Origin of the sequence: Photobacterium phosphoreum (assembly GCF_002954725.1) — a bacterium.
GTDB classification, from domain to species: Bacteria; Pseudomonadota; Gammaproteobacteria; order Enterobacterales; family Vibrionaceae; genus Photobacterium; species Photobacterium phosphoreum.
Map to the genome: position 1 here is coordinate 1881767 of NZ_MSCQ01000001.1, position 15077 is coordinate 1896843.

Sequence of the window (15077 nt, forward strand, 5' to 3'; positions counted from 1 at the left end):
AAAATCGTGGTTTAAAATAAAAAAGGGGATACGCAAGTATCCCCTTTTTTTATCTGTAACCATTTTATATATCTCAACACAATAGCGTTATCCCATCCTATTAACTAAGTGGTCATCTTTCAAAAGCAATAGATCCTCTATCATCCTCGCGGGCATTCGCTGTCGGGAATATTGTGACTTAATGAACTTGTACACCTAATTATGTCATCAATTTATTATGATGAGTCTTAGGTTACTGTTTCAAAATTAACACTGAAATTAGCATGATTAATGTCACTCAGTGACAATCGCGCACCATCATCAGACATAGGTAAAATCACTAATGGATTATTACACGCACCATCACCTAGCCACTGCCCTGCGGTTATCATTGCACAATGATCATTGACTTGCAGTTTCCCACCAATCCCTGCCGCAATCAGATGCAACTGCTTCTCAGCCAAATTAAACACCCCAAACAACCCTTTTACTGGTGTTGCATAGCCTGAATACTGTAAACCTAGTTCTATTTGCGTGACTAAATGCTGCACACTACTGAGGTAATTACCTTGCCGACGTAAGAAATCATTAAAACACGCTCTAATTAATAAAGCCGTTGCGGTACTATTTTCACCACCAGAACTGGTATCAACCATATAGAAAGCTAATTGACCATCAATTAACCAAATATAATCAAAGATGACTGGTGACATCTCTGCCGATTGTAAAGCGCGATAACTGAGTTTCCAGCGCCCACAACGTGATTGAAGATCAGGCATTAATCCCATTAATAATTCACGTGCAGCTCGAGGATCATTTTTTAATTCTGAAATATGCCATTGTAATTCCTCTTCGACTAAGCCCGAATCATCCCCTCCCATCACCCACCGTTGAGAGAAATCTTGCTGCTTTTGTTGAGCGCTATCTTGCATATTTAACACTGAGACAATCGCCGACTTAAGCGTCATAATGTTATCAATAGGCTTAATTAAAAAGTCTTTAACACCTAGACGTAACGCCTGAGCGACATCGGTCATATTTCCGGTACCAGAGATCACAATCACTGGGATCATTGGATACTGCAATGCAACCTCTTCAACAAACTCCATTCCTGTCATGACTGGCATCGCCAAATCACACAATAACAAATCGGGAATATTGTCTTTTAAGGCTCGAAGTCCAACCAAACCATCTTCTGCTTCTCTTACCTGACAGCCCTGACTGTTTAAAAAGCCAACAATCATGGTTCGAAATACAGGATCATCTTCTACGATAAGTATATTTTTCCCTTTTAGCAAAAGTCTCTCCTTTTTCATAACTACGTCTAATAAGTGTATAAGCTTAAATCTGTAGCACCAACCAAACTTTGTGATGAAAATCTGATTTACGGACGCTATATAACTAAGCATAGGTAAATAGTTTACCGTTAATCACTATTTTCTATGTCTTATCAGAAAATTTGTTCTATAAATAGAGACGAGCTAGATACGGTTAAAATTTATAAACAAACCCACCTTAGCCCAATATATATCAGCTCTAACATACTTTTATTTAAAATACATAACAAAAAGGGGTGATTTTGACTCGTTTTGTTATACAATTACCCATTATCAGTTTTCACAAATGACTTTGATATGAAACTTGACGATCTAAACCTATTCCGCATGGTTGTGGAAAATGGCAGTTATACTGCCGCATCACGAAAAACACAGGTACCTGTTGCTACGCTAACCCGTCGCATTCAGGCGCTTGAAGAAGGCCTCAACATTCGCCTTTTAAATCGTCATGCTCGTAAACTATCGCTAACAGAGGCCGGTCAGAAGTTTTACCAAGACTGTGCACCGTTGTTACAACAGTTACTTGATACGACTGAGCATATCAGTGAAGAGTGTAAAGGCGCTGCTGGTAAATTGCGTATTGCTGCACCGACCAATATCACTAAGGTGATGTTACAGCCGTTGCTCACTGCATTTATGCAAGAACATCCAGCGATTAGCATTCAACTTTACATGAGCAATGAACCCGATCAACTTGATCCAACCGATTGGGACGTTATGTTCCGTGTTGGTCCTCAACGTGATTCAACGCTTATTGCACGTCGCATTAATGAAGTAAAAGATATTTTGGTCGCAAGCCCTGATTATCTAAAGAAAAATCCAGAACCTAAGCATGCTCAGGATCTACACGAACATACGCTACTAAAAGGTAATCCGCTGTTACGCTGGCGTTTAACTAACCAAAATGGCGAGACGGTTACGATTAACGAGCGCGCACGCTTTGAAGCAAGTGAACTCAATGTTATTCGTAAAGCATGTAGTGCAGGTCTTGGTATTACACTGATGCCAAACGTAATGTTAGAAAAATACATTGCTGCAGGTGATGTGGTACAAGTGCTTAAAAATTGGTCGGCTAACCCATGTGATGTTTATTTGATTTACAACCACCGTGATTACCAACCAGAAAAACTGCGTCTATTTATTGATTTTGCAAGTCATTACTTTGATCTTGAAAAACACTAATTAGAAATTAGCACTCAAAAAAAACAGAGAAAAATGCCGCCAAATAATTAGGAGCGGCATTTTCATTTTTGGGGATTGTCATTTATGCCATCGTTAATCAACGAGCCTTAAATCCTTCACTGAAAATATCATTGTTATTGCTTTACGCTATTTTCAAGCCCCCTAACAATGTTAAACAGCAACCACAAAAAAGCGACAAGCTTTCACCTGTCGCTTTTGTTGTTAATCAGTCACAACCATTACATCCCTTCGTTATACAACTCAAGGTTAGCTAAATCTTGTTGTAGTTCTGACTGTAACTTTGAATCTTCATTACGCAGTGAATCCAAATAATCAAGGTAAGGTTGATCAACATCACCCGTAACATAATGACCATTGAATACCGAGGTTTCAAATAAAGTAATATCAGGATTACCTTCGGCAACAGCTGCCACTAAATCACTAAGATCTTGGAAAATGAGTCCATCAGCACCAATCAATTTACCGATTTCATCCACTTCACGACCATGAGCAATCAATTCATTGGCACTTGGCATATCAATGCCATATACATTCGGGAAACGAACCTCAGGGGCTGCAGAGGCCAAATACACTTTGTTCGCACCAGCATCACGCGCCATTTCAATAATCTGCTCAGACGTAGTACCACGAACAATAGAGTCGTCCACCAGCAATACATTCTTACCTTTAAACTCAGAACGGATCGCATTTAATTTACGGCGTACTGATTTACGACGCATTTGCTGACCCGGCATGATAAAAGTACGGCCAACATAACGATTCTTAACAAAACCTTGGCGATAAGGTTTATCTAGCGTGCGTGCAATTTCAAGTGCGCTATCACATGAGGTTTCAGGGATAGGGATCACCACATCGATATCAATATCAGCCCACTCTCGCTTGATCTTTTCGCCGAGCTTAGTGCCCATTGCTAAACGTGCGCCGTACACTGATACTTTATCGATGAATGAATCTGGACGTGCAAAATACACGAATTCAAACACACATGGATTTAGCTGTGGATTAAGTGCACATTGTTGAGTGTATAGCTCGCCATCAAAGGTAATATAAACCGCTTCACCCGGTGACACATCACGCATAAAATCAAAACCAACCGCATCTAATGCCACTGATTCTGACGCTACCATGTATTCGATTTTGCCGTTTTCTTCACGCTTACCTAAGCATAATGGACGAATACCATTAGGATCACGAAAGGCAATCAATCCGTGACCAATCACTAAGGCAACCACTGCATAAGCACCTTTAACGATTTCATGGACTTCGCTAACGGCTTTAAAAATATCGCTAGGGCTAATCGGATAAGTTTGACTGTGCGCTAGTTGATTAGCCAACACATTCAATAAAATTTCCGAATCAGAAGTGGTATTTACATGCCGCTTTGTTTGTTCAAACAAGGTTTCTCGAATATTCGCTGCATTGGTTAAATTACCATTGTGCGCTAAAGAAATACCATAAGGAGAGTTAACATAAAACGGCTGAGCTTCTGAGACACTTGAGCTTCCTGCCGTTGGGTAGCGAACATGTCCAATACCCACATTACCCTGTAAGCGTTGCATATGTTTAGCTTCAAAGACATCACGCACTAAACCATTCGCTTTACGCAGACGGAAACGATTGCTTTCTAAGGTACAAATACCAGCGGCGTCTTGGCCACGATGCTGTAGCACAGTAAGTGCATCATAGATAGACTGGTTTACCGGGGTTGAGCCCACGATTCCAACAATACCACACATTTCCTAAGTCCTCGTCCTGCATAAAAGAACAGTTGCTAACCCAATTATTATTCAACAATGGTGTCAGCAACCGCGGTTAATCTTGCACTATTTAATGCTATGTAAAAAACTAGAGCTCTCTTTGATGTACTCGAAGAACCATTCTATTACTGCACCAAATTGAGGAATCAACTCAGATTTTTTCCACCATTCTGAGCTAGATAAACCCGTAAAGGTGTCAATAAAGAACAATACCGCAGCCACAATAAGTACGCCACGAACCGCACCAAAAACAACCCCTAAAACACGATCTGTACCAGACAAACCGGTTTTCTGCACTAATTGACCAATAACGTAGTTTACCACCGCGCCAACAATCAATGTCGCTACAAACAGTACTGCGATAGCACTACCGTTACGCAGCATCTTGTCATGGAAATTGGTAAAATAAACCGCCAATTCCGGATAAAAATTACTCGCGATAAAAAACGCAGTAAACCAAATCACTAATGACAGTGCTTCTTTAACAAAACCACGGACCAAACTCACCATTGCTGAGAAGCAGATCACGCCCAGTATTACATAATCAATCCAGATCATTTTTGCTATTGCTCGTTTTGTTGATGGGTATTCTAACAGAAAAAACGCTTACGCAAACGTTTACCTAAGGATTTATTGCATCAAATCGGTTCAATTTACCGTTTAAGCCAGTAATTTTTTTCAATTCTGCAATTTGGCCTGTTAGCTTCGCTTTTGATACATCAGGACCAACAACGACCTTTACATATTGACCAGGTTTAGCATCTCTTGGTATTAATTGTGCCTGATAACCATTTAGGCGTAATTTTGCAACGAGAGCATTAGCGTTATTAAAATTACCAAACGTCCCCATTTTAATCACCCACGCCGAACTTGTTGTGGTTGATGCAGACGGTTTCACTACAGGCTTTGGTACACTTGGTTTTACAACAGGTTTAACGACAGCCGGCTTTGCTGCAACAGGTTTTACCACAGCAGGTTGTGGTTCAGCGGTTGTAGTATGATCAGCCTCAATGGTATATGTTTCATCATTCGTTGACGCTGAATTATCCGTGCTTGCTGTTACAGGTTCTTTAGGTAACACAACATCGGCGTTTTCAGGTTCAGGAATCGTTTTTGCTTCCGTTTGCCCGCCCATCTTTGGCTGCAACGGAATACTCGCAAACTCTTCTTTATAATGTTCTTTCTTACCATCGAAAAAATCCGGTAGAAAAATAACGCCAATCGCAACCAAAATAATGGTTCCAATTAATCGATTTTGAAATTGACTCGCCACAATGACTCCTGTTGATATCTGAAACGAGAACACAACACAATGTGCTCTCTTTACGTTCTACAGCTTTAAATGAGTGGTTATTTGCCCGACAGTGTAAAACGAGCCAAACACGATTACCACATCGTCAGCACTTGCTTGTGTTAAGGCTTGGTCAAAAGCTAATTCAGGGCTCTCAAAACCACCACAACCTGCTGGTAAATGCTGCAATATTTCATCCGCTACTGCCGCACGAGGACCTTGTAGCGAAGCTGGATACCAACAATCAACACTGTCACGCATTGCCGCGACGGTTGCCGCTATGTCTTTATCATGCAGCATCGCTACCACGGCATGGATTTTGTTTTTGCCTTCTTGGGCTTTTATTTTAGTAAGCTGAGTCGCAAAATATTGGGCTGAATGGGGATTGTGTGCCACATCCATAATAATCAAAGGTTGTTCACTAACACGCTGCATCCGCCCGGGTAAACGTGCATTACGCAAACCTTCAACAATATTGTTATCACTAATATTTAGCTCAGCAACAGACAATGCCATCAACGCTGTCGCGGCATTTGGTAATGGTAAACTTGGCAACGGTAAATCCGTTAATTCAAAGGCACCTGCCTGCCAATGCCAGCAATCATTATCAACTTGATAGTCAAACTGATAACCGACTTGATACAGTTCAGCACCAATATCATCAGCATGTGCAGGCACTGTCGCTGGCGGATGTGGCTGGCCACAAATCGCGGGTTTACCACCACGGAAAATACCCGCTTTTTCATAGCCAATAACATCAATGTTATCGCCTAACCAATCAATATGATCAATCGCTAAACTGGTAATAACACACACGTCATGATCAACAATATTGGTCGCATCTAAACGTCCACCTAAGCCTACCTCTAACACCACCACATCAACCTGATGTTGCTTAAATAATGTCAGTGCCGCTAAGGTGCCAAATTCAAATAAACTTAAACTGGTTTCACCTCGTGCAGCTTCTACACTCGCAAACGCCCTGCTATGCTCGCTATCATCAAGCTCTTGGTTATTAATTCGCACGCGCTCGTTATACCGCACTAAATGAGGCGAACTATAGACACCGACTTTATAACCTGCAGCCAACAAAATAGCTTCCAGCATGGCGCAGGTCGATCCTTTACCATTGGTACCAGCAACGGTAATAACACACGGCGCAGGTTTAATGAGATCAGCATTTTCAGCCACCAGCCGAACCCGATCGAGGCCTAAATCAATGGCGCTAGTATGAAGCTGTTCAAGATATTTCAGCCATGTTGAAAGCGCGGCTGTCGCTTGCGGAGAGGTCAATCCTGACATTAAAAATCATTCACTTGTAGTAACAAACTGAACCCTTAATTTACCACTGAATGACCAATAACTTAATCATCGAGGCCAATAAATGGGTGATTCAGTTTAGAAAACAAAAATGCCACCCTAATTACATCAATTAGGGTGGCATTTTATGACATTAATCGTGGTGGCTACCGTTGGTAAATACCCCTCGATTAAAGATAGTGTTATTAGTCTTCTTTTTCGACAACAGGTTGTGGCTCTGGCTTACTATCAATAGAAACAACCAACGGTGATGCTTGGTTGGTCATTTTTGCCATTAAACCTGCAATACGTTGACGCATTTCACGACGATCAACAATCATGTCAATCGCGCCATGTTCAAGTAAAAACTCACTACGCTGGAAGCCTTCTGGCAATTTCTCACGTACTGTTTGTTCAATAACACGTTGGCCAGCAAAACCGATAAGCGCTTTAGGCTCACCAATATTAATATCGCCTAGCATCGCAAGAGAGGCTGATACACCGCCCATGGTTGGGTCAGTCAGTACCGAGAAGAACGGTAAACCTTTCGCCGATAAACGCTCTAATGCTGCACTGGTTTTCGCCATTTGCATTAGTGACATTAACGCTTCTTGCATACGCGCACCGCCACTGGCAGAGAAACAAATCAATGGACAGTTTCTTTCAATTGCCGAATCAACCGCACGCACAAACTTAGCGCCAACAACCGATCCCATTGAGCCGCCCATAAAAGAGAATTCAAAGGCACAGGCAACAACTGGCAACCCAAGTAACTCACCATCCATCGCAATTAAGGCATCTTTCTCGCCTGTTGCTTTTTGGGCTGCGTATAAACGGTCTTTGTATTTCTTCGAGTCACGGAACTTAAGCTTATCTTGTGGCTCGAGTTCAGCTGCAATTTCCACTTGCGTATCAGCATCAAGAAATGTTTCAAGACGACGACGCGCTTTCATACGCATGTGGTGGTCACATTTAGGGCAAACTTCAAGATTGCGCTCGAGATCTGCGTGATACAGTACCTGATCACAAGACGTACACTTCGTCCATACACCTTCAGGAATAGATACCTTACGCGAAGATACGATGTTACTTTTAGTTAGAATCTTTTCAAGCCAGCTCATGAATGACCTTTCTTTTTTATTCTTCCGCCAATAACGACCGAAGAGACAAATTCATTAAATATCATCTATAGATTAAAACATAAACTTATTAATCTGTAGATAAAAAACTGGTATTACCTTTGTGTGCCATCATGATGTTTTTAAGTAAAAACACCAGTACACGTTAAAAACAGTCATAATTGAGATTATTGCGTTCTCTATTTTTAACCTGCCATGACTAAATAGCTTACAAAAATAATGGCCCCAGTGCCGAGCGCGGTAAATTAAACTCCGCAGGATAATCAACATCGACTAAATAAAGACCCGCAGACTTTGCCGTTGGGCCAGCAATACGACGATCTTTTTGCTCAAGTACCCACTTGATCCAATCTGGTTGTTTTTCACCTTTACCGACTTTAATCAAGCTACCTGCAATATTACGCACCATATGGTGTACAAACGCATTGGCTTTAATGTCGATAACAACAAAATCACCTTGGCGTGTAACAGTTAGATGCTCAAGACGCCACCACGGGCTACGTGATTGACATTGGGTCGCACGAAATGAAGTATAATCATGCTCGCCAATTAAATGCTGTGCTGCTTGATGCATTTTTTCTTCATCAAGATGACCATGATAATGGCTAACACCGTGTTGAAAAATAGCCGGGCGTACAGAGTGATTATAGATAACATAACGATAACGACGCGCTGTTGCTGAAAAACGCGCATGAAAATCTTCATTCACTTCATGTGCCCAACGCACAGCAATATCTTTAGGAAGATAAGCATTCACACCCATCGTCCATGCCGCCATTTTACGGTCAATATCAACATCGAAGTGAACCACTTGTCCTGTACCATGCACCCCTGTATCGGTACGTCCAGCACAAAAAACAGCAATGGGTTTATTAGCTATATGTGACAGCGCTTTTTCTAAACGTTCTTGAACACTATCGACATCTACTTGACGTTGCCAACCACAATATTTAGCACCATCGTATTCTATACCTAACGCTATTCGCATAATCTCACTTCGACTTAATTCAGCATAAACACACAGGCGATGTTATTTAAGCGCCTGTTCAAAACAGAGGGTGAAGTATAGGGGATGGCGATACAAAGGGGAAGCAGGGACGAGTTTTCGAGGGGCGAGTTGCGAGAAAAGCAGGAAAACCAGGAAAACCAGGAAAACCAAAAACAGTATCAAGTTTTATGTCACCCAACAGTCACACAGAATTTAGGACACTCTCTAGCACTGCTCTTCCTAGCCCTTCGTCCCTCTAAACCTCACATATACAAAAAAAAGCGACAGGCTTTCACCCATCGCTTTTTTATCTCGAAACTAGAACCCTCGTCCCTGCTCTGCCTCGAAACCTGTTTTACTTCTTCGTCTTAAACTTATCTAGCAAAGCACTCGCTTCCGCTTGGGTTTCACCCTCACCTTTTAATGCGATATCTTGCAGTAAATCAACCGCGCCACCAATATCATTCATCTCAAGGTACGCTTTAGCTAAATCTAACTGACCTGCATATTCACCCGCACTGTCCACATCAAATTGACGAATATTGGCGAACATATCAGGAAACCCTTTCAAACCAACATCAAGGTTTAATGGCTTCTCATCTGGGTCTTCTTGGTGATAATTAGGATCATCTGCTAGCAATTGATCAATACTAATGTAAGCCGATGCTGTAGACGTTGCTGTTTTAACATCTTCTTGCGCTAAATCCGGTTGTTTAGACCAATCTTCGTGCTCAAGTTCAGGTTCAGCGACCATGCTTTGCCAAACAGCGGCTTCATCTTCTGCTAATACATGTTCATTATCAGCAATAGCGCTATCGACTGTTGGGGTTAATAACTGCTCACGCTCATCATGATTAAGGCCACGTTGAGGCATAGCCGTTGTTGATTGTGCACCATCAAACAGCAACGCCTCCATGTCTAAACCAGCAGAATCGATTCGATCTTGCTCCGCTTCTGGCGAATGATCGACAACAGCAGTAACACCTTGAGACGATGGTTGCGGTTTAAAGCCTTGCTCAATCGCATATTGCTCTAATTCATGCTGCTCTTCAAATGAGGCAAATAATGCTTCATCTTCATCAAACTCTGGCAAGCTGCTGACATCAATATTATCAAACGCGTATTCCAGATGACGCGCAGTATCAAACGGTGAATAATCAGGCTCAACATTAGCGCTAGCATTATCAACAGGTACTTGTTGACGTTGCTCTGCCGCTTGTGCCGCTTGCTGTAATTGACGAGTAACATTGTCGATGGCAATTTGCTCATCAATCTCTGAACGCTCATCCATTTGTTCTAATGGTGCGGCTTGCGGATCATCAAACGCTGAGTTTTCATCAAACTCAGGTAAATCATCAAGACTTAATGGCGTATTGTGAATTGCATCCGCGGCTGGCAGTGCTGACATGTCTTCATCATAGTGATCAAACGCGGCTTGCTCATCAAACTCGGGCAAATCATCAACACTAAACGAGGGTGTTTGTTGCTCATCAGCAAGCAGTTCATCTAATAAATCAGTACTGTTTTCAGCTAATTCAATATCACTACCAAACGATTTATCATCGTCATCAGCGACTAAATCATCTAATAATTCAGTACTATCTTCAGCAAATAACGATTCGTCATCATTCACTTCAGATTGAGTCGATGCAGCATTTATGTCAGGCAAATCATGATTAAACTGAGAAAATAAGATATCGAGTTCATCTTGAGAAACCGCTTTAGTGCCGACTAATTCCGATTCAGCGAATGCTTCAGGCTGAGAAACATCTGATGCCTGTGCTTGTTGCAAGATCTCATCTAATAACGCTTGGTCTGATAACTGTTTATCCGCATCATTGTCATCTTCAACAGTTGATGCTGATGCTGGCGATGAAATAATCGCTTCATCATATTCAGACAAATCAAAATTAGTATTATCATCTTCGCTCAGCGATTTTTCCCATAACGTAGCTAATGCTTCATCCGCACTCGGTTCTGGTTTCGCATCAAGCTCGTCGAGCGCACGCGACATGTCTTCCAGACCGATAGCATCATCATGAGTAACCGAAATTGTACTGAGGTTATTATCAAAGACACTGTCATCAAAATCAGTTTCAGCCAATGCCGCTACAGGTTGATGATCTTCATTGTTAATAACAGTCGCATTGTCGTTTTTATTCACATGCTGATTAGGCTCAATATCCGCAAATAAATCATCATCTGCAAATAAATCATCAAGATCGTCGTTATGATCGATATCAACTAAATTAATTGGCGGTACAACAGCGGTGCTATTATCATTATCAGCAATAGGAGCAGGTAACGATTGCGGTTCGGGATCATTTTTCTTACGGCGGAATAACAATAAAGCCAATAATGCTGCAATTAAACCACCAGGAATAATACCTGCGGCAGCCAATGCCCATGGATTATTGGTCAAGCGATCAAGCCATGTTTCAGGTACTGGCTCGACGACAGCAGCTTGCTGTTTCTGTTGCTCTAAAAACGACACCATTTGTTGACGAATGCTATCACTTTCGGTGACTTGATCTTTTAATGTCGCCATATCTTGCTGCATAGCCGATAAACGTAACCGTAATGCGTGATTACTTTCGACTAATGCGTTCATCTTTACATGAGCAACATCAACGTGTGGCAGAACAGGTTTCGCAGGGATTATCGTACTGTTGTTAACATCATTAGTATCAGTAACATCAGTAGTATCAGCAATCACTGCTGCATTAACAGTATTATTATCCGTCGTTGCAAGTGGCTCAGTTGCAACAGTTACAGGTTGCTGTGCGAGCTTATCAGTAGTAGCAGCCTTCGCTTGAGGTGCAATGTCATAGCTAACCGTTGGCACCGTAGCAATGATTGTTTTTTTCAATGGCGCGGTTGTATCCGCTGCCGAAGCAATCGGTACTGATACCTCTTTTTCAGCCGCCACAGATTTCGACGCTTTTAATTCTGCCAAGCGTCTTTTTTCCAATTCTGTCGCATAAGGTGCACGTAATTGATCTGCAGCTAATTTACGGCTAACCGCACTAATACGTTGCTGCTGAATTTGCTCCATTGTCGGCAGTTTTAAATAACTTCCTGGCAACAGTGAATGGATATTATTATTTTCAAAGGCATCACGGTTAAGATTATAAATAGCCCCAATGACTTTAAAAATAGACACATCTTGATTCGGCAAATGGCGTGACGCAATGCCCCACAACGTTTCACTTTCATACGTTGGACCATAGCTTTTTGCCATCAATGACGATGTCGAAAACGGTTTGGCTGATACATTCAGCGGGCTCGGGGCAGTATCTCGATTGAGAGTTGCGTACGAGCTGTCTTCATTCGCAGGACCGACGATACGTATAGTATTTGCATTCACTACGGGTAAGTAAGACGAAATAGTAACAAAAGCGACCGGTAGTACCATACGTTTAAGTATTTTTGGGATGTTAGACACTGCCTACATTCCTCTTTGGCAGAGATAAAATTGCCCGAAATCGTCGCCTAGCAACAAATTCGAAATAATAGTTTCTGGTGATAACGACCTAATAATAACGACCAATATCAATAAAGCTTGAATAGCGATATTTAATCATAACAAGCACCATATTATGTCAAGTTATCAGCAAAAGAAAAGCAAGCAGCTAACGAAATAAAAAAGCGACCGGCTTGCACCCATCGCTTTGTTATTTTGTTAGCAAGTTTGTTCGCGCTATTGTGTCAGCAGACACTAATAACGCGATCTAGACCTTACTTTTATTGCAGCTAATTACAAATAATCTGCAATTAATTTTTCTGCAATTTGAACACTGTTCGTCGCTGCGCCTTTACGGACGTTATCAGCCACAATCCACATGTTAAGTCCACATGGATGACTAATATCTTCACGAATACGACCGACCATCACATGATCTTTACCAACAGCATCGGTAACTTGAGTTGGGTATTCATTGGTTGGGAATACTTCAATACCGTCAGTATTCTCAAGTAAGTTAATCACATCTTCTAATACAATCGGTTGATGCGTTTCAACGTGTACTGCTTCGCCATGACCAAAGAATGATGACACGCGTACACAGGTTGGATTCACACGAATACTTGAATCGCCTAAAATCTTCTGCGTTTCCCACACCATTTTCATTTCTTCTTTGGTGTAGCCGTTATCCATAAACTCATCAATCTGTGGAATACAGTTAAATGCAATTTGCTTATCGTAAGCTTTGGTTTCAATTGGCAGACCATTAAGCAGTTTTGCTGTTTGTCCTGCTAGCTCATCAATACCTTTACGGCCTGAACCTGACACTGACTGATACGTTGCCACGTTAATGCGATCAATACCGTAAGCATCTTGAATTGGCTTAAGTGCGACTAACATCTGAATTGTTGAACAATTCGGGTTAGCGATAATATTACGGTTACGGTAATCTGCAATCGCTTCTGGGTTCACTTCTGGAATAACCAGCGGTACATCATATTCGTAACGGAATTCAGAGGTATTATCGATAACCACAACACCTTGCTCAGTGGCAATCGGTGCCCAATGGCGTGATGCTTCAGCGCCTGCTGAGAACAAGGCAATTTGCACTTGGCTCCAGTCGAAATCTTCTACATTACGAACGCGGGTTGATTTACCTTTAAAACGTAACGCTTTTCCTGCGCTACGATCACTTGCTAACAAGTAAAGATTGCGAACAGGAAAATTGCGAGCTTCTAGTACTTCAACCATGGCTTCGCCCACTGCGCCTGTTGCGCCGAGTATTGCGATATCATATTCCTGACTCATTGTGTAACCTCTACTACTGTAAAACCTAATTTAGCCAGCGACTCTACCGCAAACTCGGCCTTCGCCGCTACTGTAATCGCACTATATTCACGTCGATCCCAGTAATTTTTACGCATTAGATCAAAAGCGGTTGCCATTTTGCTGTTATCGTCGCCAGCAGCTAACATTTCACGACGGAAAATACCGTCGTCTTTGCGAACATCATAAACTAATTGGATCAAACTAAATAACGTTGCTTCATCCCATTGTCGGCTTAATTGCACCGAGGGTACAGGTGCAATTGGTAATAAATCGCTCGCCAATGCGTGGTGATTATTACCTAAAAATTGACAAAAACTGTTAAACACCATCGTGGTGCCACGCGCTTTACCTTCAAGGCCATATCCCGCCACATGTGGAGTAGCAAATGCCAATAAAGGCAATAATTCTAAATCAACCAACGGTTCTTGCTCAAATACATCTAACACTGCGGTTAATGCTTTGCCTGAACCTGAGCTTGACGCTTGCAGAGCTTGTTTCAACGCCTGATTATCAACCACTGGCCCACGGGCAGCATTAATTAAAATTGCCTTCGGCTGCATCGCTGCTAAAAAGTCTGCATCAATTAAATGATGGGTGGGATGATCCCCTGTACGTGTTATCGGAGTGTGGGTGGTGATCACATCACACTCAGCCAATAAACGCTCAAGTGAATCAAACTCACGCTTATCACCTCGTGCTTGCTTAAGCGGATCATTTAACAGATAACGAATACCCAAAGCATCAAGACATTTGGCTAAATACGTACCGACGTTACCCGCACCGATAATACCAATGGTGCGATCAAAAATAGAAAAATCCTGTTGCTGACCTAATACCATCAAGCTACTTAACACATATTCCGCTACACCGACTTTGTTACAACCAGGTGCTGCGGTAAAGGTAATCCCCTTGGCGGCTAATAAATCCTGATCAACATGATCTTGGCCTGCGGTTGCGGTACCCACAAATTTCAATTTATCGGCTTTAGCAATGAGATCAGCATTCACTTTCGTTACAGAACGGATCATTAAGGCATCAATGCCCACTAAATCATCAGCGGTTAAATTACGTCCTGGCTTAGCAATCACCTCGCCCAATTGACTAAATAATTGCTGGGCATAAGGCATGTTTTCATCGATAAGGATTTTCATATACGTCCTGTAGAGAGAATAAAAGAGAAAGGATCGTGCAAAAATTATTATATAGGAGAGAACGACAGGTTTCGAGGGAAAGCAGGTAACTAGGGATGAGGAAGAGATAGAGGTTTAAGGTTCAAGGTGCAAGGAAAAGCA

Annotated in this window: 11 protein-coding genes; 1 reads left to right on the top strand and 10 read right to left on the bottom strand. The window is 41.9% G+C overall.

All coding sequences use genetic code 11. The features are described 5' to 3' along the window. Nucleotides 1–227: 227 nt before the first annotated feature. Nucleotides 228–1277 (bottom strand): response regulator, encoded by a 1050-nt coding sequence (locus BTO21_RS08185; protein ID WP_045027669.1) that lies wholly within the window; start codon nt 1275–1277, stop codon nt 228–230. Nucleotides 1278–1613: 336 nt separating this feature from the next. On the opposite strand from BTO21_RS08185, the gene BTO21_RS08190 reads away from it, so the two are divergent. Next, on the top strand, nt 1614–2498 hold the full coding sequence (locus BTO21_RS08190) for a LysR family transcriptional regulator (RefSeq protein ID WP_045027667.1): 885 nt from the start codon (nt 1614–1616) through the stop codon (nt 2496–2498). Nucleotides 2499–2737: 239 nt separating this feature from the next. Here the strand turns inward: BTO21_RS08190 and purF are convergent, their stop codons facing one another. From purF to BTO21_RS08235, 9 genes are all read right to left on the bottom strand, one after another. Further along, on the bottom strand, nt 2738–4255 hold the full coding sequence (gene purF, locus BTO21_RS08195) for an amidophosphoribosyltransferase (RefSeq protein ID WP_045027666.1): 1518 nt from the start codon (nt 4253–4255) through the stop codon (nt 2738–2740). 87 nt (nt 4256–4342) lie between these two features. After that, on the bottom strand, nt 4343–4834 hold the full coding sequence (cvpA, locus tag BTO21_RS08200) for a colicin V production protein (RefSeq protein ID WP_045027664.1): 492 nt from the start codon (nt 4832–4834) through the stop codon (nt 4343–4345). Nucleotides 4835–4898: 64 nt separating this feature from the next. Then, a complete protein-coding gene (gene dedD, locus BTO21_RS08205) occupies nt 4899–5549 on the bottom strand; it encodes a cell division protein DedD (RefSeq protein ID WP_045027662.1) in 651 nt (216 codons plus the stop codon). A gap of 57 nt (nt 5550–5606) precedes the next feature. Next, nucleotides 5607–6869 carry a bifunctional tetrahydrofolate synthase/dihydrofolate synthase gene (gene folC, locus BTO21_RS08210; protein WP_045027661.1) on the bottom strand — a complete coding sequence of 421 codons (1263 nt, stop codon included), beginning with the start codon at nt 6867–6869 and terminating at the stop codon, nt 5607–5609. A 203-nt stretch (nt 6870–7072) separates the two neighbouring features. Beyond that, on the bottom strand, nt 7073–7987 hold the full coding sequence (gene accD / locus BTO21_RS08215) for an acetyl-CoA carboxylase, carboxyltransferase subunit beta (RefSeq protein WP_045027659.1): 915 nt from the start codon (nt 7985–7987) through the stop codon (nt 7073–7075). A 226-nt stretch (nt 7988–8213) separates the two neighbouring features. Continuing rightward, nucleotides 8214–8993 carry a tRNA pseudouridine(38-40) synthase TruA gene (gene truA / locus BTO21_RS08220; RefSeq protein ID WP_045027658.1) on the bottom strand — a complete coding sequence of 260 codons (780 nt, stop codon included), beginning with the start codon at nt 8991–8993 and terminating at the stop codon, nt 8214–8216. 355 nt (nt 8994–9348) lie between these two features. Further along, nucleotides 9349–12438 (bottom strand): FimV/HubP family polar landmark protein, encoded by a 3090-nt coding sequence (locus tag BTO21_RS08225; protein ID WP_045027656.1) that lies wholly within the window; start codon nt 12436–12438, stop codon nt 9349–9351. A 312-nt stretch (nt 12439–12750) separates the two neighbouring features. Then, entirely contained in the window at nt 12751–13764 is a 1014-nt protein-coding gene (locus BTO21_RS08230) for an aspartate-semialdehyde dehydrogenase (protein WP_045027655.1), read from the bottom strand. Continuing rightward, on the bottom strand, nt 13761–14936 hold the full coding sequence (locus BTO21_RS08235; RefSeq protein ID WP_045027653.1) for a 4-phosphoerythronate dehydrogenase: 1176 nt from the start codon (nt 14934–14936) through the stop codon (nt 13761–13763). Before BTO21_RS08235 ends, BTO21_RS08230 begins: the two co-directional genes overlap by 4 nt. Between the last annotated feature and the right edge of the window lie 141 nt (nt 14937–15077).